The organism is Streptomyces sp. NPDC034099 (genome assembly GCF_055575415.1).
The window spans coordinates 128,169-152,211 of sequence record NZ_JBVISR010000007.1 but is presented as its reverse complement, the minus strand read 5'-3'; the positions used below and the strand labels follow the sequence as shown (position 1 = coordinate 152,211).

The 24,043-nt window shown below is 72.2% G+C and carries 23 protein-coding genes and 1 pseudogene; 15 read left to right on the top strand and 9 right to left on the bottom strand.

Going from position 1 to position 24,043, the window contains the following annotated elements; translation table 11 throughout:
* Positions 1–545 precede the first annotated feature (545 nt).
* The 6 genes from ACZ56V_RS21380 to ACZ56V_RS21355 are packed head-to-tail and all read right to left on the bottom strand — an operon-like array spanning position 546 to position 5,711.
* On the bottom strand, positions 546–1,313 hold the full coding sequence (locus tag ACZ56V_RS21380) for an SDR family NAD(P)-dependent oxidoreductase (protein ID WP_467380962.1): 768 nt from the start codon (positions 1,311–1,313) through the stop codon (positions 546–548).
* A complete protein-coding gene (locus ACZ56V_RS21375; RefSeq protein ID WP_398913436.1) occupies positions 1,289–2,269 on the bottom strand; it encodes a Gfo/Idh/MocA family protein in 981 nt (326 codons plus the stop codon). Before ACZ56V_RS21375 ends, ACZ56V_RS21380 begins: the two co-directional genes overlap by 25 nt.
* Positions 2,266–3,186, bottom strand: a complete 921-nt coding sequence (locus tag ACZ56V_RS21370; protein ID WP_467380964.1) for a sugar phosphate isomerase/epimerase family protein — start codon at positions 3,184–3,186, stop codon at positions 2,266–2,268. The genes ACZ56V_RS21375 and ACZ56V_RS21370 overlap by 4 nt, the downstream gene beginning before the upstream one ends.
* Positions 3,183–3,737, bottom strand: a complete 555-nt coding sequence (locus tag ACZ56V_RS21365) for a VOC family protein (protein WP_356371637.1) — start codon at positions 3,735–3,737, stop codon at positions 3,183–3,185. The genes ACZ56V_RS21370 and ACZ56V_RS21365 overlap by 4 nt, the downstream gene beginning before the upstream one ends.
* Positions 3,734–4,729, bottom strand: a complete 996-nt coding sequence (locus ACZ56V_RS21360) for a LacI family DNA-binding transcriptional regulator (RefSeq protein WP_398913432.1) — start codon at positions 4,727–4,729, stop codon at positions 3,734–3,736. The genes ACZ56V_RS21365 and ACZ56V_RS21360 overlap by 4 nt, the downstream gene beginning before the upstream one ends.
* On the bottom strand, positions 4,722–5,711 hold the full coding sequence (locus ACZ56V_RS21355; protein ID WP_468944325.1) for a Gfo/Idh/MocA family protein: 990 nt from the start codon (positions 5,709–5,711) through the stop codon (positions 4,722–4,724). Before ACZ56V_RS21355 ends, ACZ56V_RS21360 begins: the two co-directional genes overlap by 8 nt.
* 181 nt (positions 5,712–5,892) lie before the next feature.
* Here ACZ56V_RS21355 and ACZ56V_RS21350 point away from each other — a divergent pair, with 181 nt between their 5' ends.
* The 6 genes from ACZ56V_RS21350 (at position 5,893) to ACZ56V_RS21325 (ending at position 11,297) form a co-directional block, all read left to right on the top strand.
* Positions 5,893–6,540: a bifunctional 4-hydroxy-2-oxoglutarate aldolase/2-dehydro-3-deoxy-phosphogluconate aldolase gene (locus tag ACZ56V_RS21350; protein WP_468944323.1), complete on the top strand. Its 648-nt coding sequence runs from the start codon at positions 5,893–5,895 to the stop codon at positions 6,538–6,540.
* Entirely contained in the window at positions 6,537–7,124 is a 588-nt protein-coding gene (locus tag ACZ56V_RS21345) for a P-loop nucleotide/nucleoside kinase family protein (protein WP_468944320.1), read from the top strand. Before ACZ56V_RS21350 ends, ACZ56V_RS21345 begins: the two co-directional genes overlap by 4 nt.
* Positions 7,125–7,254: 130 nt before the next feature.
* Positions 7,255–8,052, top strand: a complete 798-nt coding sequence (locus ACZ56V_RS21340; protein WP_398913422.1) for an IclR family transcriptional regulator — start codon at positions 7,255–7,257, stop codon at positions 8,050–8,052.
* A gap of 87 nt (positions 8,053–8,139) precedes the next feature.
* Positions 8,140–9,564 carry an MFS transporter gene (locus ACZ56V_RS21335; RefSeq protein ID WP_468944317.1) on the top strand — a complete coding sequence of 475 codons (1,425 nt, stop codon included), beginning with the start codon at positions 8,140–8,142 and terminating at the stop codon, positions 9,562–9,564.
* A gap of 58 nt (positions 9,565–9,622) precedes the next feature.
* The gene (locus ACZ56V_RS21330; RefSeq protein WP_468944314.1) at positions 9,623–10,435 is read left to right on the top strand and encodes a sugar phosphate isomerase/epimerase family protein; all 813 of its coding nucleotides are present in this window, start codon (positions 9,623–9,625) and stop codon (positions 10,433–10,435) included.
* A gap of 70 nt (positions 10,436–10,505) precedes the next feature.
* On the top strand, positions 10,506–11,297 hold the full coding sequence (locus tag ACZ56V_RS21325) for an SDR family NAD(P)-dependent oxidoreductase (protein ID WP_398913416.1): 792 nt from the start codon (positions 10,506–10,508) through the stop codon (positions 11,295–11,297).
* 150 nt (positions 11,298–11,447) lie between these two features.
* Here the strand turns inward: ACZ56V_RS21325 and ACZ56V_RS21320 are convergent, their stop codons facing one another.
* The 3 genes from ACZ56V_RS21320 to ACZ56V_RS21310 form a co-directional block, all read right to left on the bottom strand.
* Positions 11,448–12,329 (bottom strand): endonuclease/exonuclease/phosphatase family protein, encoded by an 882-nt coding sequence (locus tag ACZ56V_RS21320; RefSeq protein ID WP_468944311.1) that lies wholly within the window; start codon positions 12,327–12,329, stop codon positions 11,448–11,450.
* Positions 12,330–12,414: 85 nt separating this feature from the next.
* The gene (locus ACZ56V_RS21315) at positions 12,415–12,855 is read right to left on the bottom strand and encodes an SRPBCC family protein (protein WP_468944308.1); all 441 of its coding nucleotides are present in this window, start codon (positions 12,853–12,855) and stop codon (positions 12,415–12,417) included.
* Positions 12,856–12,884: 29 nt separating this feature from the next.
* Positions 12,885–13,718, bottom strand: coding sequence for a polysaccharide deacetylase family protein (locus tag ACZ56V_RS21310; protein WP_468944306.1), 834 nt, complete (start codon positions 13,716–13,718; stop codon positions 12,885–12,887).
* Positions 13,719–13,847: 129 nt separating this feature from the next.
* On the opposite strand from ACZ56V_RS21310, the gene ACZ56V_RS21305 reads away from it, so the two are divergent.
* The 9 genes and pseudogenes from ACZ56V_RS21305 to rfaE2 all read left to right on the top strand — a co-directional run bounded on the left by ACZ56V_RS21305 (position 13,848) and on the right by rfaE2 (position 23,710).
* On the top strand, positions 13,848–14,840 hold the full coding sequence (locus ACZ56V_RS21305) for an NAD-dependent epimerase/dehydratase family protein (RefSeq protein WP_398913409.1): 993 nt from the start codon (positions 13,848–13,850) through the stop codon (positions 14,838–14,840).
* A gap of 120 nt (positions 14,841–14,960) precedes the next feature.
* Entirely contained in the window at positions 14,961–16,601 is a 1,641-nt protein-coding gene (locus tag ACZ56V_RS21300; protein WP_467380978.1) for a carbamoyltransferase family protein, read from the top strand.
* Positions 16,598–17,632 carry a glycosyltransferase gene (locus ACZ56V_RS21295; RefSeq protein WP_398913406.1) on the top strand — a complete coding sequence of 345 codons (1,035 nt, stop codon included), beginning with the start codon at positions 16,598–16,600 and terminating at the stop codon, positions 17,630–17,632. The genes ACZ56V_RS21300 and ACZ56V_RS21295 overlap by 4 nt, the downstream gene beginning before the upstream one ends.
* Positions 17,629–18,207: pseudogene (locus ACZ56V_RS21290) on the top strand (D-glycero-alpha-D-manno-heptose-1,7-bisphosphate 7-phosphatase); the annotation flags it as partial. The gene ACZ56V_RS21295 and the pseudogene ACZ56V_RS21290, both read left to right, overlap by 4 nt.
* Before the next feature lie 341 nt (positions 18,208–18,548).
* The gene (locus ACZ56V_RS21285; RefSeq protein ID WP_398913404.1) at positions 18,549–19,538 is read left to right on the top strand and encodes a glycosyltransferase family 9 protein; all 990 of its coding nucleotides are present in this window, start codon (positions 18,549–18,551) and stop codon (positions 19,536–19,538) included.
* Entirely contained in the window at positions 19,535–20,485 is a 951-nt protein-coding gene (locus ACZ56V_RS21280; protein WP_398913403.1) for a glycosyltransferase, read from the top strand. Before ACZ56V_RS21285 ends, ACZ56V_RS21280 begins: the two co-directional genes overlap by 4 nt.
* Positions 20,482–21,702: a glycosyltransferase family 4 protein gene (locus tag ACZ56V_RS21275; protein ID WP_398913401.1), complete on the top strand. Its 1,221-nt coding sequence runs from the start codon at positions 20,482–20,484 to the stop codon at positions 21,700–21,702. Before ACZ56V_RS21280 ends, ACZ56V_RS21275 begins: the two co-directional genes overlap by 4 nt.
* Entirely contained in the window at positions 21,699–22,331 is a 633-nt protein-coding gene (locus ACZ56V_RS21270) for an SIS domain-containing protein (protein ID WP_398913399.1), read from the top strand. The genes ACZ56V_RS21275 and ACZ56V_RS21270 overlap by 4 nt, the downstream gene beginning before the upstream one ends.
* Before the next feature lie 8 nt (positions 22,332–22,339).
* Positions 22,340–23,710, top strand: a complete 1,371-nt coding sequence (gene rfaE2, locus ACZ56V_RS21265; protein ID WP_468944299.1) for a D-glycero-beta-D-manno-heptose 1-phosphate adenylyltransferase — start codon at positions 22,340–22,342, stop codon at positions 23,708–23,710.
* Positions 23,711–24,043: the final 333 nt, after the last annotated feature.

Sequence of the window (24,043 nt, the reverse complement as noted above, 5' to 3'; positions counted from 1 at the left end):
GACGGTGTGCCGCTGATCCCGCTCAACCACCTGTCCGCGGTCCTGGACAACTGGGATCCACGGGTCGTCGACGGACTGGCCGCCCGACGCCACGTGATCACCTACGACAACCGCGGCGTCGGCGCGTCCGGCGGCTCCACACCGACACCATCGAGGCGATGGCCCGCGACACCGTGCGGTTCATCCGAGCCCTCGGGTTCGACCGGGTCGACCTGCTCGGCTTGTCGGACAACGGGCGGCGCGCGCATTCCTGGCGCGGCTGAAGGAGCGCACGGACGACCGCGACAAGGCGATCTCGGTGCCGTCGTACCGCGCCCAGCTGAAGGCCATCAGACGCTGGGGCCGCACGGCACCGCAGGACCTGTCGCGCATCCAGCAGCCGGTCCTGGTGGCCAACGGAGTAAGCGACCGGATGGTCCCGAGCGTCGACACGATCGACCTGGCGGCCCGACTGCCCAGGCCCAAGGCGCCTGCCTCGCACCCGGCGCATTCCCGTGCCGCCGTCCGCAACCGCGGGGCGGGGCGCCTCCCGAACCGTTTCGGATCTAGGACCCCATACCGAGATGCGCTCCACCGGCGACGTCGAGGGAGACGCCGGTGATGTACCGGTTGGCCCGGTCCGTGAGGAAGCCGATCGCGTTGGCGACCTCGGACGGTTCGGCGAAGCGCCGCATGGGGAGCTGCGCGGCGCGAGCGTCGCGTGCTGCCTGCGCGGAGCCGGACTGGTCGGCGAGCAGTGTCCACATCGGCGTGTTCACCGGTCCGGGGTTGACGGCGTTGACCGAGATCCCGTCCGGTCCGAGGATCTTCGCCATCGACCACATGATGTGCAGCACGGCGACCTTGCTGGCGTTGTACGGCAGGTAGTCGATCCGTGCTTCCTTGGCCGCGACCGACGACAGCAGCAGAATGGTGCCCTTCGTGCCGCTGCCCCGCATGAGGTTCGCGACCTCGCGCGTGATGGTGAACGTGCCCGTGGCGTTGATGCGCATGGTGCGCTCGAACTCCTCGGTCGTGGTCTCCAGCGGAGCGGGGGTGCCGCCCAGCACTCCCGCGGCGTGGACGAGGACGTCGATGCGGCCGTGCTCGGCGACGACCCGGCGCAGCACTTCGGCGGTCTGCTGCTCGTCGGTGACGTCGAGCTCGGAGAAGCCGGCGATGTCCTGTCCGTCGAGCGGTGCGAGGTCCGCCCCGACCACGATGTCGCCGCGCGCCCGCAGCGCGTCGACGACGGCCGCGCCGATGCCGCCGCTGGAGCCGGTGACCAGGGCTACCTGGGGCTGCGGCGCTACTGCACTGCTTTGCTGGACCATGTGCGTCCCTCCTGCTCCTCGGTGGGCAGGCCTGCCGCCGCGAGGATCTTGTCGAGTAGCTGCTGGGTCTTGACCGCTTCCCATCCGGAGGTCAGCGGCTGCTGCCGGTCCTTGACGCGGTCGAGGAAGTGGCGGACCGCGTCGGCGAAGCCGAAGGTCTCGGTCGCGGTCGCCCAGCCGAACGCCTCCGGGCTCATCGACCGGACGGTGCGAACGCCGTCCGCCGTCACCGCGACGGTGTCGGGGGCGATGACCTCGGCCGAGCGCAACTGCCCGTAGGCGTCGAGCTTCTCCCCCCACGCGCCGGCGGCTCGGGCCGCGACCAGCAGGCCCGTGTTCCCGGTCGAGAACCGGATGAGGGCTGCCGTGCCGTCCTCCTCCCAGGGGTCGGTTCCGGCGGCCGCGCCGGAGACCTCGACGACGTCTCCGCCGCAGAACCAGCGCAGGAGGTCCACCATGTGGATCGCGTTCTCGAACGTGGCCCGGTACTCGGAGCCGGCGCGGTTCTTCTGCGCGACGCAGAACGACGCTCCGGCCGTACCGAACGCTTCCCGCGCAGCGACGTATACGGGCGCGAACCGCCGGTTCAGGCCGACCATCAGGACGCGGCCGTGCTCGTCGGCGAGTTCCGCGAGGCGGACCGAGTCGGAGGTCGAGGTGGCCAGGGGCTTCTCACAGAACACGTCGACGCCGGCGCGCAGGGCGCTCTCCACGGCCGCGACGTGCTCGGAGCGGGGGGTGAGCACGAAGACGGCGTCGAGCTCTTCGGCATCGAGCATCGCGTCGACCGTGCGGTACACGTGCGCGAACCCCCACCGACGCTGCAGCCGGCTCGGGTCCTCGCGCCGTGACACCAGGGCGCGCAGTTCGACGTCGTCGCGCTGAACAAGGGTGGGCAGCTGCGCGATGCTGGCGATGTTGCCGGCGCCCACCACGCCGACTCGGAGCGCGGTCACGAGCGGACCTCGGCCTTCTGGCCGGCCGCCTCGACGTCGAGCTGCCGCAGCAGCGTTCGCAGGTGCTCGGCGCCGCGACGGAATCCGATCTCCGGGGTTTCCAGATCCTGCGGATGCCACCGGTACTCGTATTCGAGCGAGAGCACGTCGTCGTAGCCGACCTCGCGCAGGCGCCGGAGGATGGACGACCAGGGGAGGACGCCTTCGCCGACGACGCGCGAGGTGACGGCGCGTTCCTCGGCGCGCACGCGCGCCGTCTCGGACGCGACGAACGGGGCGTTCGGGTCCTTGAAGACAAGGTCCTTGACGTGCACGTGGCCGATGAGATCGCCCTGGACGGCGAAGGCGTCCTCGAAGTCCTCGTCGTGGGTGAAGGTGAGGTTCGCCTGGTCGTACAGGACGCGGACGGCGGGCGAGTTGACCGCGCGGATGAGTTCGGCGGTGTCACGCGCGGTCTGCGTCATGGTGCCGAAGTGGTTCTCGGCGCAGAGCACGACGCCCGCGTCCGCCGCCGGGGCGGAGAGTTCCTGGAACGAGCGGACGAGCTGTGCCCAGTGCGCGGCGTGGTCCTTCCGGTCCGGCTGCCATGCGCCGGAGTAGACGCGGATGCGGTTCGCGCCGACCGCGTGGGCGATGTCGATGGCCGACCGCAGTTCGTCGACGGCTGCTCCGCGTATGCGCTCGTCGGTCGCGTTGATGGCGGTCGTGTACGGGGTGAGCCCGATGACCGGGATGCCTTCGCCGTCGGCGACACGTGCCGCTTCCGCGGCGGCCGCGGCACCGCCGATGGGCAGACCGCTCGTGTAGTCGTCCTGGTAGATCACCTCGGCGGCGTCCAGGCCGGCTCGGGCGAAGAGTTCAAGCGCTTCGGGAACGGTGTGGTGGGGGGTGCCGAGGGTATGGCCGGCAATCTTCACGAGGGTGTCTCCGAGGTCGAGTGGGTGTGCCAGTCGTGGGGACCGACGAGACGTGGGGGATCGACGACCCGTGAGCGGTCGACGAACTCGAGGATGAGCCCCCAAGAGGTGCGGGCGTACACCCACCGGTTCCCGGCGACGGCGGGGCTGTCGCCGGCGACCTCCTTGCGTGCACCGAGGATCTCGATGCCCCGGAGGTCGGCGACCGCCTCGACGACGTCGTCGACGTCGTCGACGACGAAGCAGAGGTGGTGGCCGCCCGCATCGCTGGCGCGCGGGAACACGGGGGAGCGGTCCTCGCTCCACCACTGGAACAGCTCCACGTTCAGGTTCGGCGGCAGCCGGAGCATGCGCAGCTCCAGGTGCGCGTCCGCGGGCACGCCGAAGTGCTCCGGCATGACCGCGGCATCGGGTCCGCGGGTGGAGCGATAGAGCTCCTCGGCGCCGAGAAGGACGGTGAACAGGCGGGTGGCGTCGTCGAGGTCGGGGACCGTGAAGGCCACGTGGTCCACGTATTGCAGACCGGGAAGGCGGCCGGGGTTCGGGTTCATGAGCGGTGTTCCTGGGTGGAGGAGCGGAGGAGAAGCGATGGCTCGAGCACGACGTGGTCGGGCGGTCCGCCGGCGATGAGGGCCTCGCCGAGTTCGATGGCGATCCGTCCGAGGTCGGTGATTGGCTGTCGGACACTGGTCAACCGGGGATTGAACTGGGCGCCGAGGTCGAGGCCGTCGAAGCCGATCACCGACAGGTCGGCGGGCACCGTCAGTCCGCGCGCGCCGAGCTCGGAGATCACGGCGAACGCGATGAGGTCGTTGGAGGCGATCACCGCCGTCGGGCGGTTCGGTTCCCGCATCCAGTGGTCCACGATCCCCGGCCCCGGATCGGCGCCGGGCGCCGCCTCCAGGACGACGGGCGGGATGCCGTGCCGCTCGGCGGCGTGGTGGTAGGCGTCCCAGCGGTCCTGGGCGGTGTACGTGCCGACGATCCCGGGGGCGTAGGCGATGTTCCCGTGGCCGAGACCGAGGAGGTGGTCGAAGGCGAGGTCGATGCCGCGGGCGCTGTCGACGGTGACGGTGGGCACGGCGGGGTCGTCTTCGACCCGGTCGATGACGACGACCCGGTTCTGGAACGCGTACCGGCGCAGCGCCTCGAGGTTGACCCGGGTCGAGGGGGCGACGATGCCGAAGGGGGAGTACATGGAGTGCATCGCACTCACGTAGTCGGCGGTCTGTCCGGTGTCGCCGTTGGTGATGCAGAGCATCAGCTGGTAGCCGCGTGCCTCGGCGGCGGCGGCGGTCGTGCGCGCCAGCTCGGCGAAGAACGGGTTGGACATGTCCGGAACGATCAGCGGGACGAGGTTGCTCGAGCCGCGGCGGAGAGCCTGCGCGAGGGGGTTCATCGAGTACCCGAGCTCGGCCGCGACGCGCAGCACGTGTTCCCTGGTCGCCGCGCGCACCGCATCCGGCTTCGAGAACGCGCGCGACACGGTCGAGCGGTGCACGCCGGCGGCCTTGGCGACGTCGTCGATGCTCACCTCAGCCACGACGCGCCGTCCCCTCCGGGTGCGACGACCAGACGAGCTCCATGGTGGTCATCAGCTCGGCGAGTGTCGGCAGGCCCGCGAACCCGGTCGTGAGCGTGTCGGCGACGCCGGTGACGAACACGTCGTACAGCGGGTCGCTGTCGACCTCGATGACGGCGCTCTTGGTGATGCCGGATCGGTCGGTGAACGTCGCGGCGCCGGTGGTGTCGACGGTGGCGAATCCGTTGGTCCCGGCCGCGGTGAAGCCGCAGTACCTCTTCAGCGGTGAGTTGGGGAACGCGTAGCCGACTTCGACGATCGCCTCGCGGCCCGTGGCGGTGGTCAGGATCATCGTGGCGTGGTCGTCGACCGCCTCGCCGTGCAGCGTGGTGGAGAGCTTCTGGACGACGTCTACGGGGTGGCCGAGGTGGCGAATCGCCAGGTCGACGAAGTGCGGGCCGAGGTTCATCAGGCTTCCGCCGCCGGAGAGGGCGGGTTCGAGCATCCACGGGTTGCCGTTGTGCCGGTACCGCGAGGGCGGACCGGCGACGAACGCCATCCGCTCGTAGACGATGTCGCCGGCCTGTCGCAGCCAGGTGTCGATCGGGGCGCCGCGCTGGACGAGCGGCACGGTCGCCGGCACGGCGGCCAGGCGTGCCTCCTCCTCGATCGTCCGAAGGTCGTCGAGGCTCGCACCGGCGGGCTTCTCGATCACGAACGGGATGCCGCGGTCGATGAGCTTCCGGCCGACCGCGAGCATCTCGCGGTGCGGGCAGAACACGAACGCCACCTCGATGCCGTCCTGGCCCAGAGCCTCGTCGACGCTCGCCGCGACCGGTGCGCCCAAGGGCTCGGCGAACGCCCGGGAGACCGCGGGGTCGGGGTCCTGCACCGCCGTCACGCGGAATCGCCGGGCAAGCCCGGCACGGTACAGCGGCGCGTGCCAGTGGGACGCACCCAGCACCACGGCCGAGGGCCGAGGGGCCGAAGAGGAATGATCCACCGCCGACGACTCTCCTTCGCATTGATCGTTCGCGTTGATCGAGGATCCGGGCGCCTCAGCCCGGGATGAGAACGATTGCTGAGATCGATTGCAGCCAAGGTTGCAACACGTCACCGCGATTCGTCAACGCCTTCTGGACGGGGCTCGCGAAGCGCGCGAAAGTGGTGTAACCATCGGGGCCATGTTCCAAAAACTCGACGTCATAGAGACCATCCGCGACTCCGGCAACATCCTCATCGTCCGCCTCGACACCGCCGAGGAGGCGTTCGAGGTCGCCTCGGCAGCCGTCGCCGGCGGCATCCGCGCCCTCGAGATCACCTTGTCGATCCCCGGCGCCCTCACCGTGATCGAGCGCCTGACCGAGCGCTTCGCCGGTGAAGACGTGGTCTTCGGCGCGGGCACCGTCCTCGACGGACACGCCGCCTGGTCGAGCATTCAGGCCGGCGCGCAGTTCCTCGTCAGCCCGAACCTCAACCCCGAGATGATCCGCGTCGCCAACCGCTACCAGATCGCCACCATCAGCGGCGCCTACACACCGACCGAGATCCTCGAAACGGCCGAGGCCGGCGCGGACATCGTCAAGCTCTTCCCCACCGAAGCCGGCGGCATCCCGTACGCCAAGGCGGTCCTGGCGCCGCTCGCGCACATCCCGATCCTTCCGGCGGGTGGTGTCACCACCGCCAACGTCGGCGACTGGTTCGCCGCAGGCGTCGCGGCGGTCGGAGTGGGCAGCGCCATCACCAAGGCCGGCCGTCCCGACGGCGACATGGGCAAGGTCACCGCGGCGGCGAAGGAGTTCGTGGCCGCGATCGAGCGAGTGAAGCAGTGACATCCGACGTCCGAGCCCTGCCCGTCGCCTACATCACGCTCGGCGGAGCCGGGTCGGGCAAGTCGACCCTGTCGAGACACCTCAGCTCCCTCACGGGCGCGGCGTACCTCGACAAGGACTCGCTCGCCGGGCCTCTCGTGCGAGTGGCTCTCGAGGCGTTGGGACAGGATCCCTCCGACCGGGAATCCAACGAGCTGTACCTGCGGAGGGTCATGCCGGCCGAGTACGAGACGCTCTTCGCGACCGCCGGCCGGAATCTGGAACTCGGCCACTCCGTCGTCCTCGACGCGCCGTTCGTGGCGTACCTCGCAGACCCGGACTTCCTGCGTCGCTCGACCGAGAGCGCAGGCTGGCCCGCCGCTCGCATCCGGGTGATCCACGTGCGCACCTCGCCCGAGGTCGTGCGGCGACGGTTGATCGAGCGCGGCAGCGAGCGCGACCGGGTCAAACTCGCCGGATGGGACGTCTACTGGGAGCGATTCGGCGCGCCCGAGTGCCGCTGGAACACCGGTGAGCACGACGTCGTCGTGAACGACGACGAGTCGGCGTTCACGCGTCTGCGCGAGCTGGTGCAGCAGATCTGACCGCCGAGTTCTCGGGGTCTGACGACCAGGATCACCCGTTGCTCTTGACAGCTGCGGCGGACGCGTGTGACGTTTCGTAACACCGTTACAGACGGCGCGGGCGTATCCACGATGGCGAGGAGACGAAGACATGGCACTGGCCGATCACGTCACACATGCAATGCGTGTGCTCGAACTGCTGGCGCCGCATCCCGAAGGCCGACGCATCACGGAGATCGCTGAACGCCTGGGCGTCAACAAGGCCATCGCTCATCGCCTCCTCGCCGCCCTGGCCGACGCGGGCTATGTGAATCAGGACCCCCGCACCTCCAGCTACTTCGCCACTCACAGCCTCGGCGCCCTGGGGCTGCGCCAGCTGTCCTCGTCAGCGGTGGAAACGTGGGCTCAGCGAAGCCTGGACTCGCTCGCGGCGGAGTGTGAAGAGCTCGTTCGCCTGGCGGTGGCCACCAACGACTCATTGAAGTGGATCGCCAAAGCCCAGGGGGCGAACTCGTCCCTCCGCATCGACCCCGTCATGGGCCAGGACGCGGTCCCCCACGCCACCGCATCCGGAAAGGCATGGCTCGCCACTCTCTCTCCGGACCGAGTCGAGACCGTGCTGGCGCACGCGAGCCGTCTCGACGCCACCCCCAGGTCCCCCCTCGACCGGTCCGCTCTCCAGGCCGAACTCGACGAGGTCCGTCGCCGCGGGTACGCCACGACGATTGAGGAGATGGACCTCGGCATCAGTGCCGTGGCGGCCGCCATCCACGGAGCCGGACCGGGCCGCGAGGCCACCGGGACGATCAGCATCGCGGGCCCCTCGGTACGGATGACCCGAGCGCGCATGGCCGAGCTGTCGCCGTCCCTGATCGCGGCCGCGGCTGACATCTCCCGGAGCTGGCCGAGCTACACCTACCTCGTCGCGGACGAGGAACTCTCCGCCTAGACAGGCGGACACCCCTTCAACAGGTTCAGCGACCCTCGGCCGGGGCGTTGGGATGCTCACTCGCGACCAAATTCAAAGGAGAATTCAATGTCGGCTCCACGTCGCGCGCCCAGCGCATCCACCCCCGGCAGCGCAGACCCTGTCCCGCGTAAGCGACGGATACGCAACCTGCTCGCCGGGACCGTCGGGCACTTCGTCGAGTGGTACGACTGGTACGTATACGGTCTTCTGGCCGCTGTCTTCTCCGCGCAGATCTTCCCCTCGGGCTCCCAGTTCGCGTCCCTCATCGCCGCCTTCCTCACTTACGCCATCGGGTTCGTGGTGCGGCCCCTGAGCGGCATCATGATCTCTCCGCTCGCCGACCGGTACGGGCGCCGACGCGTCCTGTCTCTCGCGGTCTCGGGGATGACACTCGGCGCTCTGATCATCGGGTTCACACCCCCGTACGCGACCATCGGCTACTTCGCGCCGATCCTGTTCGTCGTCGCCCGTATCCTCCAGGGCATCTCCGCCGGCGCCGAGGGACAGAGCGCCATCGCGTTCATGGTGGAACACTCGCCGGCCGACCGGCGCGGACTGTTCGGCTCCTTCACCAACATGGCCAGTGGGCTGGCAACCCTCGCCGCAACGGGCGCCGCAGCCGCCGTCACCTCCGTTTTCACCGACGACGCCCTGGAGTCCTACGGATGGAGGATCCCCTTCATCATCGGTGGTGTGATCGGCGTCGCCGGACTGATCCTCCGCTCCCGCTCGGACGAGTCTCCGGAGTTCGAGGCCGCCAGCACGCTCGCCGAGCAGAAGTCCGCACCCGCGAAGCTCCTCGAGCTGCTCCGCGAGCACCCGATGGCGATCCTGCAGACTGCTGCCCTTTCCGCTCCCGCCGTGGCCTACTACACCTGGGCGACGTTCCTGCCCACCTACGCCAACCTCACCTCGGACCGAGACCTGTCCTCCACCCTTGCCGGCAGCGTGATCGGCCTGGCCCTGCTGGTTGTCGTCGTCCCCACCAGCGGCTACCTCTCCGACCGTCTCGGTCGCAGGAAGATCTTCCCCATCATCGGCGCCATCGGAATGATCGTCCTGTTCTATCCTCTCCTTCTCCTGCTGCAGACGCCCGGCTTCGGTGTCTACGTCGTCGTCGCCGCCTCCGGATGGGTTGTCCTCGGAATCTGGCAAGGCGTCTACCCCACCATCCAGGCCGAGCTGTTCCCCGCCTCGGTCCGCGTCTCCGGAATCGGATTCGCCCATCAGATCGTCATCGCCCTCTTCGGCGGCACCGCACCCCTCATCGCGTCCGCGTTCGTCGGCGCCGGACGGCCCATGTACGTGGCGATCTACATGATCGTCGTCGTCGCCCTGTGCCTCGTCGTCTACTTCACGCTCCCGGAGACCGGCAGCCGTGTCCCGCGGGAGATCGTCTCCGCGACCGACACCCTCGCCGTCGTCACGAGCGAGGACTCGTCCACTGCTGCTGGTTCAGCCCCCGCCCCGTACAAGGAGTCCCGGTCGTAGCCGCTCGTGCTCCCGAGCGCGGGACGCGGGACACCTCAAAGAGTGAACGGAAACGCACATGATCATCAACACTTTTTCATATCTTTGGTCGACAACGGCGATCGATGCGATATCGGAGTTGGCCCGGAACGGGTACAACACCTTCGAGGTTCCCATCAGCTCTCCCCACTGCTGGCCGGAAGAGATCTCCAGCTCCGAGCGTTCGGCAATCCTGGCGAAACTCAACGAGAACAGCGCCAGGATCCGATCCCTGAACGCCGGCGGATACGACATCAATCTGGCCAGTCCTGCTGCCGGCATGCGCCGGAAGAGCATCGAGCACATCGCCTCGGTGATCGATCTTGCGGTGGCTTGGGACGTCCCTGAAGTCGTGATCTCACCCGGCACACGGCGCCCAATGATCTCCCCTCCACTCGAGAAGGTCTACGAGTGGATGTACGAAAGCCTGGACGATCTGATCCCGCTGGCCAAGCAGGCGGGAAAGCGACTTCTCTTCGAGAACACCCCTTACTGCTTTGCTCCGACGATTGGGGAACTGGCGGACATCGTCGGCACGGTCGACGATGACGCACTGAAAATCGTGTACGACGTCGCGAACGCTGCTTACATCGGGGAGGATCCCGTATCGGGTCTGCGCTCGCACCACCGATCGGTTGCACTCATGCATATCTCCGACACGGGTACGGAGACATGGGGCCACGACCCCATCGGCACTGGGGTGATCGATTGGAACGGCCTGGGTGCAGCAGTCCGGGAAACAATCGGGGTGGACAACGCAGTGCTCGAAATCATCCGGGAAAAGAACACCCTTAAGGAATTCGCGAAGGCGATGCGTGACCTCACTGAAAAGGGTTGGAACCTCGGACAGTGATTTCAGCGCCTCGGGGTTCAGGGTGACTCCGAGGGGCATCGAAGACGGAAATATGCAAGGAGAGTGTGCAATGAGGGCATTGGTCAGTGGCGGAAGCAGCGGCATCGGAGCGGCCACAAGCCTGAGGCTCGCAGAGGCGGCGCTGGCCCGTGGCGAGCAGCCGATGATCGCGGTATCCGGCCTCACGGCGAACGCGCGACAGGACGAGGTCGTCCGATCGATCCAGTCGATGGGCGGCAAAGCCATCGCATTGACCGGAGACCTGGGTGATCCCGACGTGCCCGGCCGGCTGGTAAGCGCTGCGGTCGACGAGTTCGGCGGCCTGGACGCGCTGGTGGCGAACGCCGGAATCGCCAGCCCTGGCGCGCTCAAGGATCTCTCCCTCGAAGACTGGGACGACATGTTCTCCGTCAACCTCCGCGGGGCGTGGCTGCTTGCCAAAGCAAGTTACCCGCACCTGAAGGACAGTCGCGGGTCCGCCTGTTTCACCTCTTCGATGTCCGGCCAGCTCCCGCATGCCGGATCGGGTGCCTACAGTCCGACCAAGGCCGCGCTCACGCTGTTGGCTCAGACACTCGCACTGGAGTGGGCTCCTGACGGAATCCGCGTGAACGTGGTGTCCCCGGGCATGACGCGCACGCAGATGACCGAACAAATGTACCTCGACCCCGAAGTCAAGAAGGCAAGGGAAGAAATTATCCCGTTGGCGAAAATAGGCGAACCGATGGATATCGCGAACGTGATCGAGTTTCTTGTCGGCCCGCTGGCAGGATATGTCACCGGCCAGGATGTCTGCGTCGACGGTGGTTTCTCCAAGTCCATTCTCAGTCACATCCCCGGCCGGCCCAGCTCCAAGCCCTGATGGGAACTGTTCAAGCGCCGAGGCAGTCACACGGCGGTGATTGTCCCGTATGGGTCTGGGTGATCCGGTGAGGGACCGGTTGTGGAGCCGGGCGACGAGCACGCCGGTACCGGCGATCCGGCCCCTGCCGGGGGCTCCGAGGGGTCGGCCTCATCCCCGGCCGGGCACTCTCCTGGGCAGGGAGACGTCCGCAACCACCGGGCGGTGGTCGGAGGCCGTGGGCTCGATCGGGACCGTGGCGTTCCGTACCCGTACGTCCTTGCCGACGGTCACGTAGTCGATCCGCTTCACCGGGGCCTCGGCCGGATACGTGCCGGGCGTGCCCGCCCCCGCGTCGCGCAGTTCCTTCCACAGCGGGGCCAGCTCGGGTGCCGAGGGCTCGGCGTTGAAGTCGCCCAGCAGGAACTGGTGCGCGCCCGGCAGCTCCGCCCGCTCCCGGGCCATGATCCGCCGGGTGTCGGCGACCTGGGCACGGCGCACCGCCGGGTCCGCCCGGTAGTCGAGGTGGGTCACGAAGACCTGCACCGGCACCCCGCGGACCTTGAGCGTCACCTCGCCGAATCCGGGCGCGGGGGCCGGCACCGGATTCTCGTCCTGCGTGGACAGGCGCGTGATCTCGTGGTTCGCCGCGGAACGGACCGGGAAGCGGGACAGCACCGCCACGCCGTACTCGCGCCGGGGTTCTCCCGCCGTCACGGGATCGAGGCTGTAGATCGGCGCGAAGGACACCCGCATGCCGAGCCGCCGGGCCAGCTCCCCGGCCACGTCGAGCCCCTGACTGCGGGCTCCCCAGTGCACGTCGACCTCCTGGAGGCCGATCACGTCCGCGTCGAGGGCGCGCAGCGCGGCGGCCTGCCGGTCGAGGTCGAAGACGCCGTCGGAGCCCGCCCCGGCGTGGATGTTGTAGGTGGCGATGCGCAGCGGGACCGAGTGGCCGCGGTCGGCGGCGGAGGCGGTCGGTGCCGCCACGGCCAGTGCCAACAAAGCACCCGCGAGGGACAGTTGGGTGAAGGTGCGCGTTCTGAGAGACATGCCGGCACGGTACGCGGGAAACGGCGTCCGCGAGGCGCGCGGCGCGATCTCGTCCGCGGCCCGTCCCCCGCCCGCAACCCCCGGTTCACGGCCGGCGGAGCAGGTGGTCGACCGTGTGGCCGAAGACGTGGCGCCCCGCACGGCCCAGGAGGCCGTCGAGGAGGGGCGGCAGGAGCCGGACGTCCAGTTCCTCGCGCCACCCGACGCGTGCCCGGCCGCCGGGTCCCGCGGCGACCTCGATCTCCGCCCAGCCCCGGACCACCCGGCCGCGCTTGACCAGCCGGCACCGGCCGGGGGAGTCCTCCCGCGGGGGCTGCCAGACCGTCACCTCCATCGGGTCGGCGAAGGCGAGCGGTCCGGCCCCCGTGCGGGCCACCACCAGCGTGCCCCGGCGGGTGGGGCCGGGCGGTCCGGCGGTGACCCGGGTCAGCGGCACGGTGTCGCCGTGCCGCTCCCACCGGGTGAGCCGGCGCCAGGCCTCGGCCGGGGCGAGCGGAACGGTGCGTTCGAGCGAGAAGACGGCCACCGGACGATCGTAGGCAACGCACCCCGGTACTAGCGGTACACCTTGCCCGGCTCGGCCTTCCCCGGGGCCATCAGCTGGGGGACCGTCACGAAGACGTAGCCCCGCTTCTTGAGCGCGTCGATGATCCCGGGCACGGCGGGCACGGTGCCGTCGTAGATGTCGTGCAGCAGGATGATGCCGTCCCGGGACGACTGGTCCAGGACCCGCTCGGTGATCAGGTCGGAGTCGTTGGTCTTGTAGTCCTTGGCGGTCACGGTCCACAGCACCTCCGCGAGTCCCAGCTCGCGGCTGATGTCGTGCACCGTGTCGTCCGTGCGGCCCTGCGGCGGGCGCATCAGGGTGGGGCGCTTGCCGGTGAGGCGCTCTATCTCCTTGTTCGGGCGCTCCAGCTCGTCCCGTATCTCGTCCGGTTCGGCGTCCGTGAGGATCTTGTGGGTCCAGGTGTGGCTGGCCACCTCGTGGCCCTCGTCGGCCATGCGCCTGACAAGCTCGGGATACGTGTCGATGTGCCGCTTGCCGAGCAGGAAGAAGGTCGCCGGGACCCGCTTCTCCTTGAGTATGTCGAGCAGCCGGGCGGAGTTCTCGCTCGGTCCGGCGTCGAAGGTCAGCGCGATGCACTTGGCGTGCGCGCAGTCCACGGTGCCGATTCCGCCCGCGCGGGCCTGGGCACCGGACGCGTCGGCCTTGCCATCGGCACGGGAGTCGGCCTGGGCGTCGGCGGTGTTGCGGACGGAGCTGGGGGACTGCGTCTCCAGCTTCGTGCAGCCGCTCAGCGCGAGGGTGAGCGAGGCCGCGGCCGCGAAGGTCGCGAGCACACGCAACCTGGTCCCCGTTTTTGTCATCTTCCTGGTCAGCGAAGGCATGCGAGGACTATACGCTGCGTGTATATACGTGGTGCATAGTGCCCTCTCGAATAACTGTTCGAGATAGGTGAGGGGCGGCCGGGCTACTCAAACCGACACATACGTGACGGTGAGAGTGAGGAGAAGCCCGTGAGCGAGAGCCCCGGGGCCGCCGGCCCCCGAAGCGGACGCACCTGGCACCGGGCCCTGGTGACCGGCGGAGCCGGATTCGTGGGATCTCACCTGTGCGGCCGCCTGCTCGACGCCGGTACCGACGTCGTCTGCCTCGACAACCTGGCCACCGGCTCCCGCGCCAACGTGGCCGACCTGGAACGACGGCGCGGCTTCCGGTTCGTCCGGGGCGACGCCACCGACCCGGCGGCCCTGCGCGGCCTGCCCGGCCGGTTCGACCTGGTCCTGCACTTCGCCTGCCCGGCCTCGCCCGTCGACTACCTCCGGCTGCCCCTGGAGACCCTCGACGTCGGCAGCACCGGCACCCGCAACGCCCTGGAGCGGGCCCACGCCGACGGCGCCCGCTTCCTGCTCGCCTCCACCTCCGAGGTCTACGGCGACCCGCTGGAACACCCGCAGCGCGAGACCTACTGGGGCAACGTCAACCCGATCGGCCCGCGCAGCGTCTACGACGAGTCCAAGCGCTTCGCCGAGGCCCTGGTCACCGCCCACCGGCAGGTGCACGGCACCGACACCGCCATCGTCCGGATCTTCAACACGTACGGCCCCCGCATGCGCACCGGCGACGGCCGGGCCGTCCCCACCTTCATCGCACAGGCGCTGGACGGCATGCCGCTCACCGTCGCGGGCGACGGCGGCCAGACCCGCTCCCTGTGCTACGTCGACGACACCGTGACGGGCGTCCTGGCCCTCGCCGCGTCCGGGGAGACCGGGCCGATGAACATCGGCGGCGACGACGAGATCACCATGCTGGAACTGGCCCGCCGGATCGTCGACCTCACCGGCTCCGGCTCCCGCATCCGCTTCGTCGAACGCCCCGTCGACGACCCCGGCCGGCGCAAGCCGGACACCACCCTGGCCCGGGAACGGCTGGGCTGGCGGCCGAGCGTGAGCTGGAACGAGGGCTTGGAGCGGACCATCGGCTGGTTCGCGCACGCCGTCGCCGCCTGACGCACACCCAGGAAGGTCACTTACGGTGACAAATCGGTTTATCTCCGGAAGTGACCTGTCTCCAAGTGTTTGAGGCAACTGGCCCGCGGCACCCGCCACGCCGAGAGAGGAGCCCGCCCCATGCGCATCCTTGGTGTCAACGCCCTGTTCCACGACCCGGCCGCCGCGCTCGTCGTCGACGGCCGGACCGTTGCGGCCGCCGAGGAAGAGCGGTTCAGCCGACGCAAGCACGGCAAGCGCCCGGTGCCGTTCTCCGCGTGGGAGGTCCCCGAACTGTCCGCGCGGTGGTGCCTGGAGCACGCCGGGATCCGGCCGGGCGACCTGGACGCCGTCGCCTATTCCTTCGACCCCGGACTCGCCCGGCCCGCCCGCGACCTGGGCCTGGACGACCCCTGGGACCCGCTGCGGCTCGAGTACGCCCGCCGGGCCCCCGAGTTCCTCACCGACGCGCTGCCCGGGCTCGACCCGGACCGGGTCGTCTTCGTCCCGCACCACGTGGCGCACGCCGCCTCCGCGGGACCGGCCTCGCCGCACCCCGACAACGACGTCCTCGTCCTCGACGGCCGCGGCGAGTCCGCCTCCCACCTGGCCGGCCGCTACCGCGACGGCAAGCTCGACGTCCTCGCCACCCAGGCGCTGCCGCACTCGCTCGGCCTCGTCTACGAGGAACTCACCGAACACCTCGGCTTCCTGCGCAGCAGCGACGAGTACAAGGTGATGGCCCTCGCCTCCTACGGCACCCCCCGCCACCTCGCCCGGCTCCGCGAGCACGTCCACGCCACCGGCGACGGCGGCTTCCGCGCCCACGGAGTCGACTGGGCGGCCCTCGCCCCGCCGCGCGCCGAGGGCGAGGACTGGACGAAGGACCACGCGGACCTCGCCGCGAGCACCCAGGCCGTACTGGAGGAACTGCTCCTCGAACTCGTCCACTGGCTGCACGGCGAGGCCGGGGGCGAGGCCCTCACCATGGCGGGCGGCGTCGCCCTGAACTGCGTCGCCAACTCCAAGATCGCCGCCCGCGGCCCGTACCGGCACGTGTGGGTGCAGCCCGCCGCCGGTGACGCGGGCACGGCCCTCGGCGGCGCCCTGCACGTGGCCGCAGCCCAGGAGGGAGCCGCGCCCGAGCCGATGCCCGGCGCCGACCTCGGCCGCGGCTGGCGCGACGACGAGATCCGCGCCTGGCTGGAGACCGCCGCGATCCCCTACGAGGAGCCGGACGACATCGCCGAGACCGTCGCCGAGGAACTGGCCCGGGACGGCGTCGTCGCCTGGTTCCAGGGCCGCAGCGAGTTCGGGCCGCGCGCCCTCGGGCACCGCTCCCTGATGGCCCACCCCGGCCGCGCGGAGAACCTGGAACGCCTCAACCACGTCAAGGGCCGCGAGGAGTTCCGCCCCGTGGCGCCCATGGTGCTCGCCGACCGGGCCGCCGACATCTTCACCGGCCCGATCCCGAGCCCGTACATGCTCTTCGTGCACGACGTCGACCCGGCCTGGCGCGCGCGCATCCCGGCCGTCGTCCACGTCGACGGCACCGCCCGCATCCAGACCGTCGAGGAACGCCGCGAGCCGCTCGTCGCGCGGATGCTGGCCGCCTTCGAACGGCGCACCGGGCTGCCGGTCGTCGTCAACACCAGCCTCAACACCGCCGGGCGGCCCATGGTCGACGACCCGCGCGACGCGCTGGAGTGCTTCGGCTCGGCGCCCGTCGACCTGCTGGCCATCGGCCCCTTCGCGGTGCGCCGGGGACGGGCGTTCGCATGAGCACCGCCCCCGGAACCGGTGGCCCGCGCACCGGCTACGCCGTCGTCGTCCCCACCCTGGTGCGCGACACGCTGGCCGACTGCCTGGCCGCGCTGGTCGCCGCGCACGGTCCCGACCCGGACGAGATCGTCCTGGTCGACGACCGGCCGGAACCCGACGCCGACCCGGGCGCGCTGGAACACGCCCTGACCGTCCTCGGCGACCTGCGCGAACGCACGGTGGTGCTGCGCAGCGGCGGCCGCGGCCCGGCCGCCGCCCGCAACACCGGTGTCCGCGCGGTCACTTCCCCCTGGACCGCCTTCCTCGACGACGACGTCCAGGTCGGCCCGCACTGGTGCGACCAGCTGATCCAGGACCTCGCCGAAGCGGCCCCCGACACCGGCGCCGTGCAGGGCGTGATCGCCGTGCCGCTGCCGGGGGAGCGCCGCCCCACCGACTGGGAGCGCGGCACCGCCGGTCTCGCCCAGGCCCGGTGGATCACCGCCGACATGGCCTACCGCACCGACGTGCTCAAACAGGTCGGCGGCTTCGACGAGCGCTTCACCCGGGCCTTCCGCGAGGACGCCGACCTCGCGCTGCGCGTCCTCGACGCGGGCTGGCGCATCCGGCGCGGCCGCCGCACCACCCGCCACCCGGTACGGCCCGCCGCGCGCTGGGTCTCCCTGAAGCAGCAGCGCGGCAACGCCGACGACGCCCTGATGCGGCGGCTGCACGGCCCCGACTGGTGGGCCAAGGCGGTCGCGCCCCGGGGCCGGATCCGGCGCCACGCGGCGATCACCGCCGCCGGTACCGCCGCCCTCGCCCTCGCGGCGGCCGGACGTCCCCGGGCCGCCGCCCTCGCCGGGGCCGGCTGGGCCGCGGGCACCGCCGAGTTCGCCTGGGCCCGCATCGCGCCCGGCCCGCGCACCCGGCACGAGGTCACGACCATGCTGGTCACCAGCGCGCTCATCCCGCCCGCCGCGACCTGGCACCGGCTCAGCGGACTGTGGCGGCACCGCGCCGCCCCCGCCTGGCGGGAGGTGGCCGCATGAGCCCCGCCGGCCACACCGTGAAGGCCGTCCTCTTCGACCGCGACGGCACCCTCGTCCACGACGTCCCCTACAACGGCGACCCGGACCGGGTCCGCCCCGTCGACGGCGCCCGCGAGGCGGTGGCGCTGCTGCGCGCCCACGGCATCCGCGTCGGCGTCGTCACCAACCAGTCCGGCGTGGCCCGCGGCCTGATCAGCGACGGCGACGTCCGGCGCGTCAACCGCCGCATCGACGACCTGATCGGCCCCTTCGACGTCTGGGCCGTCTGCCCGCACGGCCCCGACGACGGCTGCCACTGCCGCAAGCCGCAGCCCGGCATGGTCCTGTGGGCCGCCGGACGCGTGTGCACCGGCCCCGCCGACTGCGTCGTCGTCGGCGACATCGGCGCGGACATGGAGGCCGCCGAACGCGCCGGCGCCCACGGCATCCTCGTCCCCAACGACCGCACCCGCCCGGAGGAGACGGCCGCCGCGGCCCACGTCGCCCCGGACCTCCTCACCGCCGTACGGGCGGTCCTCGACGGCCCGCCCACGGGCCGGGTCCTGGCGAACGAGCGGCCCATCGAGGCGGCGTACCGCCCGGCCCCGGAGGTCGGTCCGCGGACTGTCACCGCCGCCACCTCCACCGCAGCCGACGACCGGTCCGGTCCTGCCGAGACCCCGTCCGCCACGGCTCCCGGACGAGGCGTCTTCGCCCCCCGCGACGCCGCCCACCGGCCGGTCCCCGGAGGCCGGTCGTACGACGCCGCCACCGGGCCGGGCGGAAGCGGGTCCGACTCGAAGCCGAGCAGCCGGAGCCGCGACGGCGCCACCGCCGAAGGGGGCGCGAGCGGGCCCGTCGCGGACGCGAGCGGTGGTGGACCGGACGTCGCCCCCGGAGGGACGGCGGCCCCGGACCGCGACCGCGGGAGGCCGTCATGAAGGCGCTCGTCACCCGGCTCGACAGCTTCGGCGACGTGCTGCTCGCCGGACCCGCCGTGCGGGCCGTCGCCGCGCGCGCCGACCACGTCACCCTGCTGTGCGGGTCACGCGGCGCGCCCGCCGCCCGGCTGCTGCCCGGCGTCGACGAGGTGCTGGTGTGGGAGGCGCCGTGGGGCGGGTTCGAGCCGCCCGAGGTGAGACGGGACGACATCGACGCGCTCGTGGAGCGGATCGACGCCGACACCGCGCTGGTCCTCACCTCCTTCCACCAGTCCCCGCTGCCCACCGCCCTGGTGCTGCGCCTCGCCGGCGTCGGCTACATCGCCGCCGACAGCGTGGACTACCCCGGATCGCTCCTCGACCTGCGCCACCGGCGCGCCCCGCACGCCCACGAGGCCGAGGCGGCACTGGACCTCGCCGAGGCGGCCGGGTTCCCGTGCCCCGACGACGGACGGCTCCGGGTCCACCCGCCGCCCCCCGCCGCCGCCCTGACAGGGCCCGGCCCGTACGTCGTCCTGCACCCCGGCGCCAGCGTCCCCGCCCGTGCCTGGAGCCCCGAGCGCGCCGCCGAGGCCGTACGCGAACTCGCCGCCGCCGGACACCGTGTGCTGGTCACCGGCGGCCCCGGCGAGCGCGACCTCACCGCACACGTCGCAGGCAGGCACGGCACCGACCTCGGCGGCCGCACCGACGCCGCCGAACTGGCCGGCGTCCTCGCGGGCGCGTCCGTCGTCGTCACCGGCAACACCGCGCCCGCCCACCTCGCCGCCGCCGTCGGCACCCCCGTCGTCTCCCTGTTCGCCCCCGTCGTACCCGCCGAGCGCTGGCGCCCGTACGGCGTCCCCTACGTCCTGCTGGGCGACCAGGACGCGCCCTGCGCCGGCAGCAGGGCCCGCGACTGCCCCGTCCCCGGCCACCCCTGCCTGAACACCGTTACGGCCACCGACGTGGCCGCCGCCGTCGAGAAACTGCTGGGGGAGACATGAGGATCCTCATCTGGCACGTGCACGGGTCGTGGACCACGGCCTTCGTGCAGGGCCCGCACACCTACCTCGTCCCCGTCACCCCCGACCGCGGCCCCGACGGCCTCGGCCGCGCCCGCACCTGGGACTGGCCCGACTCCGTCGTGGAGGTACCGCCGGAGCGGCTGCGGGACGAGGACATCGACCTCGTGATCCTCCAGCGCCCGCACGAACTCGACCTGGTCGACCGGTGGCTGGGCCGCCGCCCGCCGCTGGTCTACCTGGAGCACAACGCCCCCGACGGCGACGTGCCCCGCACCCGCCACCCGGCCGCGGACATCCCGGGCGTCACCCTCGTCCACGTCACCCACTTCAACCGGCTGATGTGGGACGCGGGTCCGACGCCGACCGCCGTCGTCGAGCACGGCATCGTCGACCCCGGCCACCGCTGGACCGGCGAGCTGGAACGCGCCGCCGTCGTCGTCAACGAGCCGATCCGGCGCGGGCGTACGACCGGAACCGACCTGCTCCCCGAGTTCACCCGCGCGGCGCCGCTCGACGTGTTCGGCATGCGCACCGAGGGACTCGCCGAGCACCTCGGCGTCGACCCCGGCCGCTGCCGCACCCGGGACGTCCCCCAGAGCGAGCTGCACACCGAGCTGGCCCGCCGCCGCGTCTACGTCCACCCCGTCCGCTGGACCTCCCTCGGCCTGTCCCTGCTGGAGGCCATGCACCTGGGCATGCCCGTGGTCGCCCTCGCCACCACCGAGGCCACCGAAGCCGTGCCGCCCGGCGCGGGAGTGGTCTCGAACCGCATCGACGTACTGACCGACGCCGTACGCGACTTCCTCGCCGACCCCCTGCACGCGCGGGCGGTCGGCGAGGCGGCCCGTGCGGCGGCCCTGGCCCACTACGGGCTGCCCCGCTTCCTGGACGACTGGGAGCGGCTGCTCAAGGAGGTGACCCGATGAGGATCGCCATGGTGTCCGAGCACGCGAGCCCCCTCGCCGCGCTCGGCGGCGTGGACGCCGGTGGACAGAACGTCTACGTGGCCCGTCTCGCCGAGGAGTTGGCGGGGCGCGGCCACGACGTCACGGTCTACACCCGCCGGGACGCCACCGACCTGCCCGACCGGGTGCCCCTGCCCGGCGGCGCGGTCGTGGAACACGTACCGGCCGGGCCACCCGTGTCCGTCCCCAAGGACGAACTGTTCCCGCACATGCCCGCCTTCGGCGCCCACCTGGCCCGCGCCTGGGCCCGGGAGCGGCCCGACGTGGTGCACGCCCACTTCTGGATGTCCGGCATGGCCTCGCAGATCGGCGCGGGCCCGCACGGCATCCCCCTCGTCCAGACCTTCCACGCCCTCGGCACCGTCAAGCGGCGCCACCAGGGCATGCGGGACACCAGCCCCTACGAGCGGATCGGCATCGAACGGCAGCTCGGCCGGACCTGCGAACGGGTGCTGGCCACCTGCACCGACGAGGTCGTGGAACTCGGCAACATGGGCGTGCCGCCCCGGCAGGTCTCCGTCGTGCCCTGCGGCGTGGACGCCGAGCACTTCCACCCCGCCGCCGACACCGGCCGCACCCCCGAGCGACGCCTGCGGCACCGGCTCCTCGCCTGCGGACGACTCGTCCCGCGCAAGGGCTACGACCTGGCCGTCCGCGCCCTCGCCCACATCCCCGACACCGAACTCCTCATCGCGGGCGGCCCGCCGGCCGGAGCCGTGGAGGCCGAACCCGAGGCACAGCGCCTGACCGGCATCGCCCGCCGCGCCGGCGTCGCCGACCGGGTCCGGCTGCTCGGCGCGGTCGACCCGGACGACATGCCCGCCCTGCTCCGCAGCTCCGACCTGGTGCTGTGCACCCCGGTGTACGAGCCGTTCGGCATCGTGCCGCTGGAGGCCATGGCGTGCGGCGTACCCGTCCTCGCCACCGACGTCGGCGGCCACCGCGACTCCGTCGCCGACGGCGTCACCGGCCGCCTGGTCACCCCGCAGGACCCCGCTGCCGTCGCCGAGGCCGCCCGCGAACTCCTCGCCGACGAGCGGCTGCGCCGCCAGTACGGCCGCAACGGCCGCGAACGCGTCCTGCGGCACTACACCTGGGCGCGCGTCGCCGACGGCGCGGAACAGGTGTACCGCCTGACCCGTTCCGAGCACGCGGTGTCGACGGAGGTGGCGTCATGACCGTGCACCCGCCCGTCGTCGGGCACTGCGACGAACTCCAGGTCGCACTCGGGGCGTTCCGCGCCTCCGCGCACATCACCGAGCGCTGGGGCGAGCGGCTCGCGGCCGTACTCGGCGGCGGCGGCCGGCTGCTCGCCGCGGGCAACGGCGGCAGCGCCGCGCAGGCCCAGCACCTCACCGCCGAACTCGTCGGCCGCTACCGCGACGACCGCCCGCCGTTCTCCGCGATCGCCCTGCACGCCGACACCTCCTCCACCACCGCCATCGCCAACGACTACGGCGTCGACGAGGTGTTCGCCCGGCAGGTCCGCGCCCACGGCCGCGAGGGCGACGTCCTGATGCTGCTGTCCACCTCCGGCGCCAGCGCCAACCTGCTCTCCGCGGCCGACGCGGCCCGCGCGGCCGGGGTACGGGTCTGGGCGCTCACCGGGTGCGCCCCCAACCCGCTCATGGCGGGCAGCGACGAGTCCCTGTGCGTCGAGGCGCCCTCGACGGCCACCGTCCAGGAGATCCACCTGGTCGCCGTCCACATGATCTGCGCGGCCTTCGACGCGGCCCTGGAGCGCGGCGCACGGGGCGTACGGAGCACGGGTCGCGCGGGGCGCGCGGCGCAGCGGAAGCGGAGGTGACGGGACACATGGCCGACAGGACACCGCTGGTCGTGGTCGGCGACGCGCTGCTCGACCGCGACCTCACCGGCTCCGCCGACCGGCTCGCACCGGACGCGCCGGTCCCGGTCGTCTCGGAGTGCGCCGAACGCGTCCGCCCGGGCGGCGCCGCCCTCGCCGCGTACCTCGCCGCCCGCGACGGCCGCGAGGTCACCCTGATCGCGGGCATGGGTGACGACCCGGCCGGGCTCGCCCTGCGCGAGCTGCTCGCACCCTGGCTGACCCTGGTCCCGCTGCCCCTGACCGGCACGGTGCCGGAGAAGACCCGCGTCCTCGCCCAGGACCGTCCCGTCGTCCGCCTCGACCGGGGCGGCGGCCGGGTCCGCGAGGCAACGGACGAGGCCCGCGACGCGCTGCGGTCCGCCCGCGCCGTCCTGGTCTCCGACTACGGCCGGGGCGCGGCGGACGCCCTGCGCGACGTGCTCGCCGCGCGCCCGCCGCTGGTCTGGGACCCGCACCCGCGCGGGGGACCGCCGGTGCCCGGCACCCGCCTGGTGACGCCCGCCGAGAAGGAGGCCCACGGCTTCGCGCCGGACCGGGACCGCCCGGGCGGCGGACTGCGCGCCGCCGCGCTCGACGCCGCCGCACTGGTACGGGACTGGCGGGCCGCCGCGGTGTCGGTGACCCTCGGTTCGTGCGGCGCCCTCCTGTCCTACGGCGAACACCCCCTCCTCATGCCCGCGCCCGCAGCCCACCACGGCGACTCCTGCGGCGCGGGGGACCGGTTCGCGGCCACCGCGGCCGGACTGCTCGCCGACGGGGCGCTGGTGGGTGAGGCCGTCGAGGGTGCGGTGAGCGCCGCCACCGCCTTCGTCGCCGCGGGCGGCGCGGCCGCCGTGCCCCCGGCCGACTCGGGCCCGGCGCCCGCCTCGCCGCCCGACACCGACGACCCCGGCGCCCTGACCGCCCGGATCCGCGCCGAGCACGGCACGGTCGTCGCCGCCGGCGGCTGCTTCGACCTCCTGCACGCCGGACACGTCGGCCTCCTCCAGGCCGCCCGGCGGCTCGGCGACTGCCTGGTCGTCTGCGTCAACTCCGACGCCTCCGTCCGGCGCCGCAAGGGCGGGGGCCGCCCCGTCAACCCCCTCGCCGACCGCGTCCGGGTGCTGCGCGCCCTCGCCTGCGTCGACGCCGTCGCCGTCTTCGACGAGGACACCCCCGAACGCCTCCTCGGCGACCTGCGCCCCGACGTCTGGGTCAAGGGCGGCGACTACGCGGGCGCCGACCTCCCCGAGGCCGCGCTCCTCCAGGAGTGGGGCGGCCAGGCGGTCCTCCTGCCCTACCTCGACGGCCGCTCCTCCACCGCCCTGCTGGCCCGCGCGGCAGAGGGGGCCCGATGACGGCCGCGACCCGTGAACGGCCCCGCGCCCGCTCCCGCGCAGGCGCCCCGCCGCTGAACACGCCGCCCGCGCCGATCGCGCCGCCCGGGCGCGATTGCCCGTCACCGGGGGCGGCATCGGCCCGCCAGGTCACCGGGCCCCGGGGCACGTTCCACGGCCCGTCGCCGCTCGGCCGGGCGGCCCGTGCCGAGGGGGCCCGATGAGGCGGGGAGTCCGGGGACGCGCCCGCGCTCCTCTCGGCCGGGACTCCGCGCCGGGGAACCCGCGGCCCCGGGCGACCGGGCCCCGCGGACACCGGACGGAGGGTGGAGGGGGGCCGGTCCGTCGCGGACC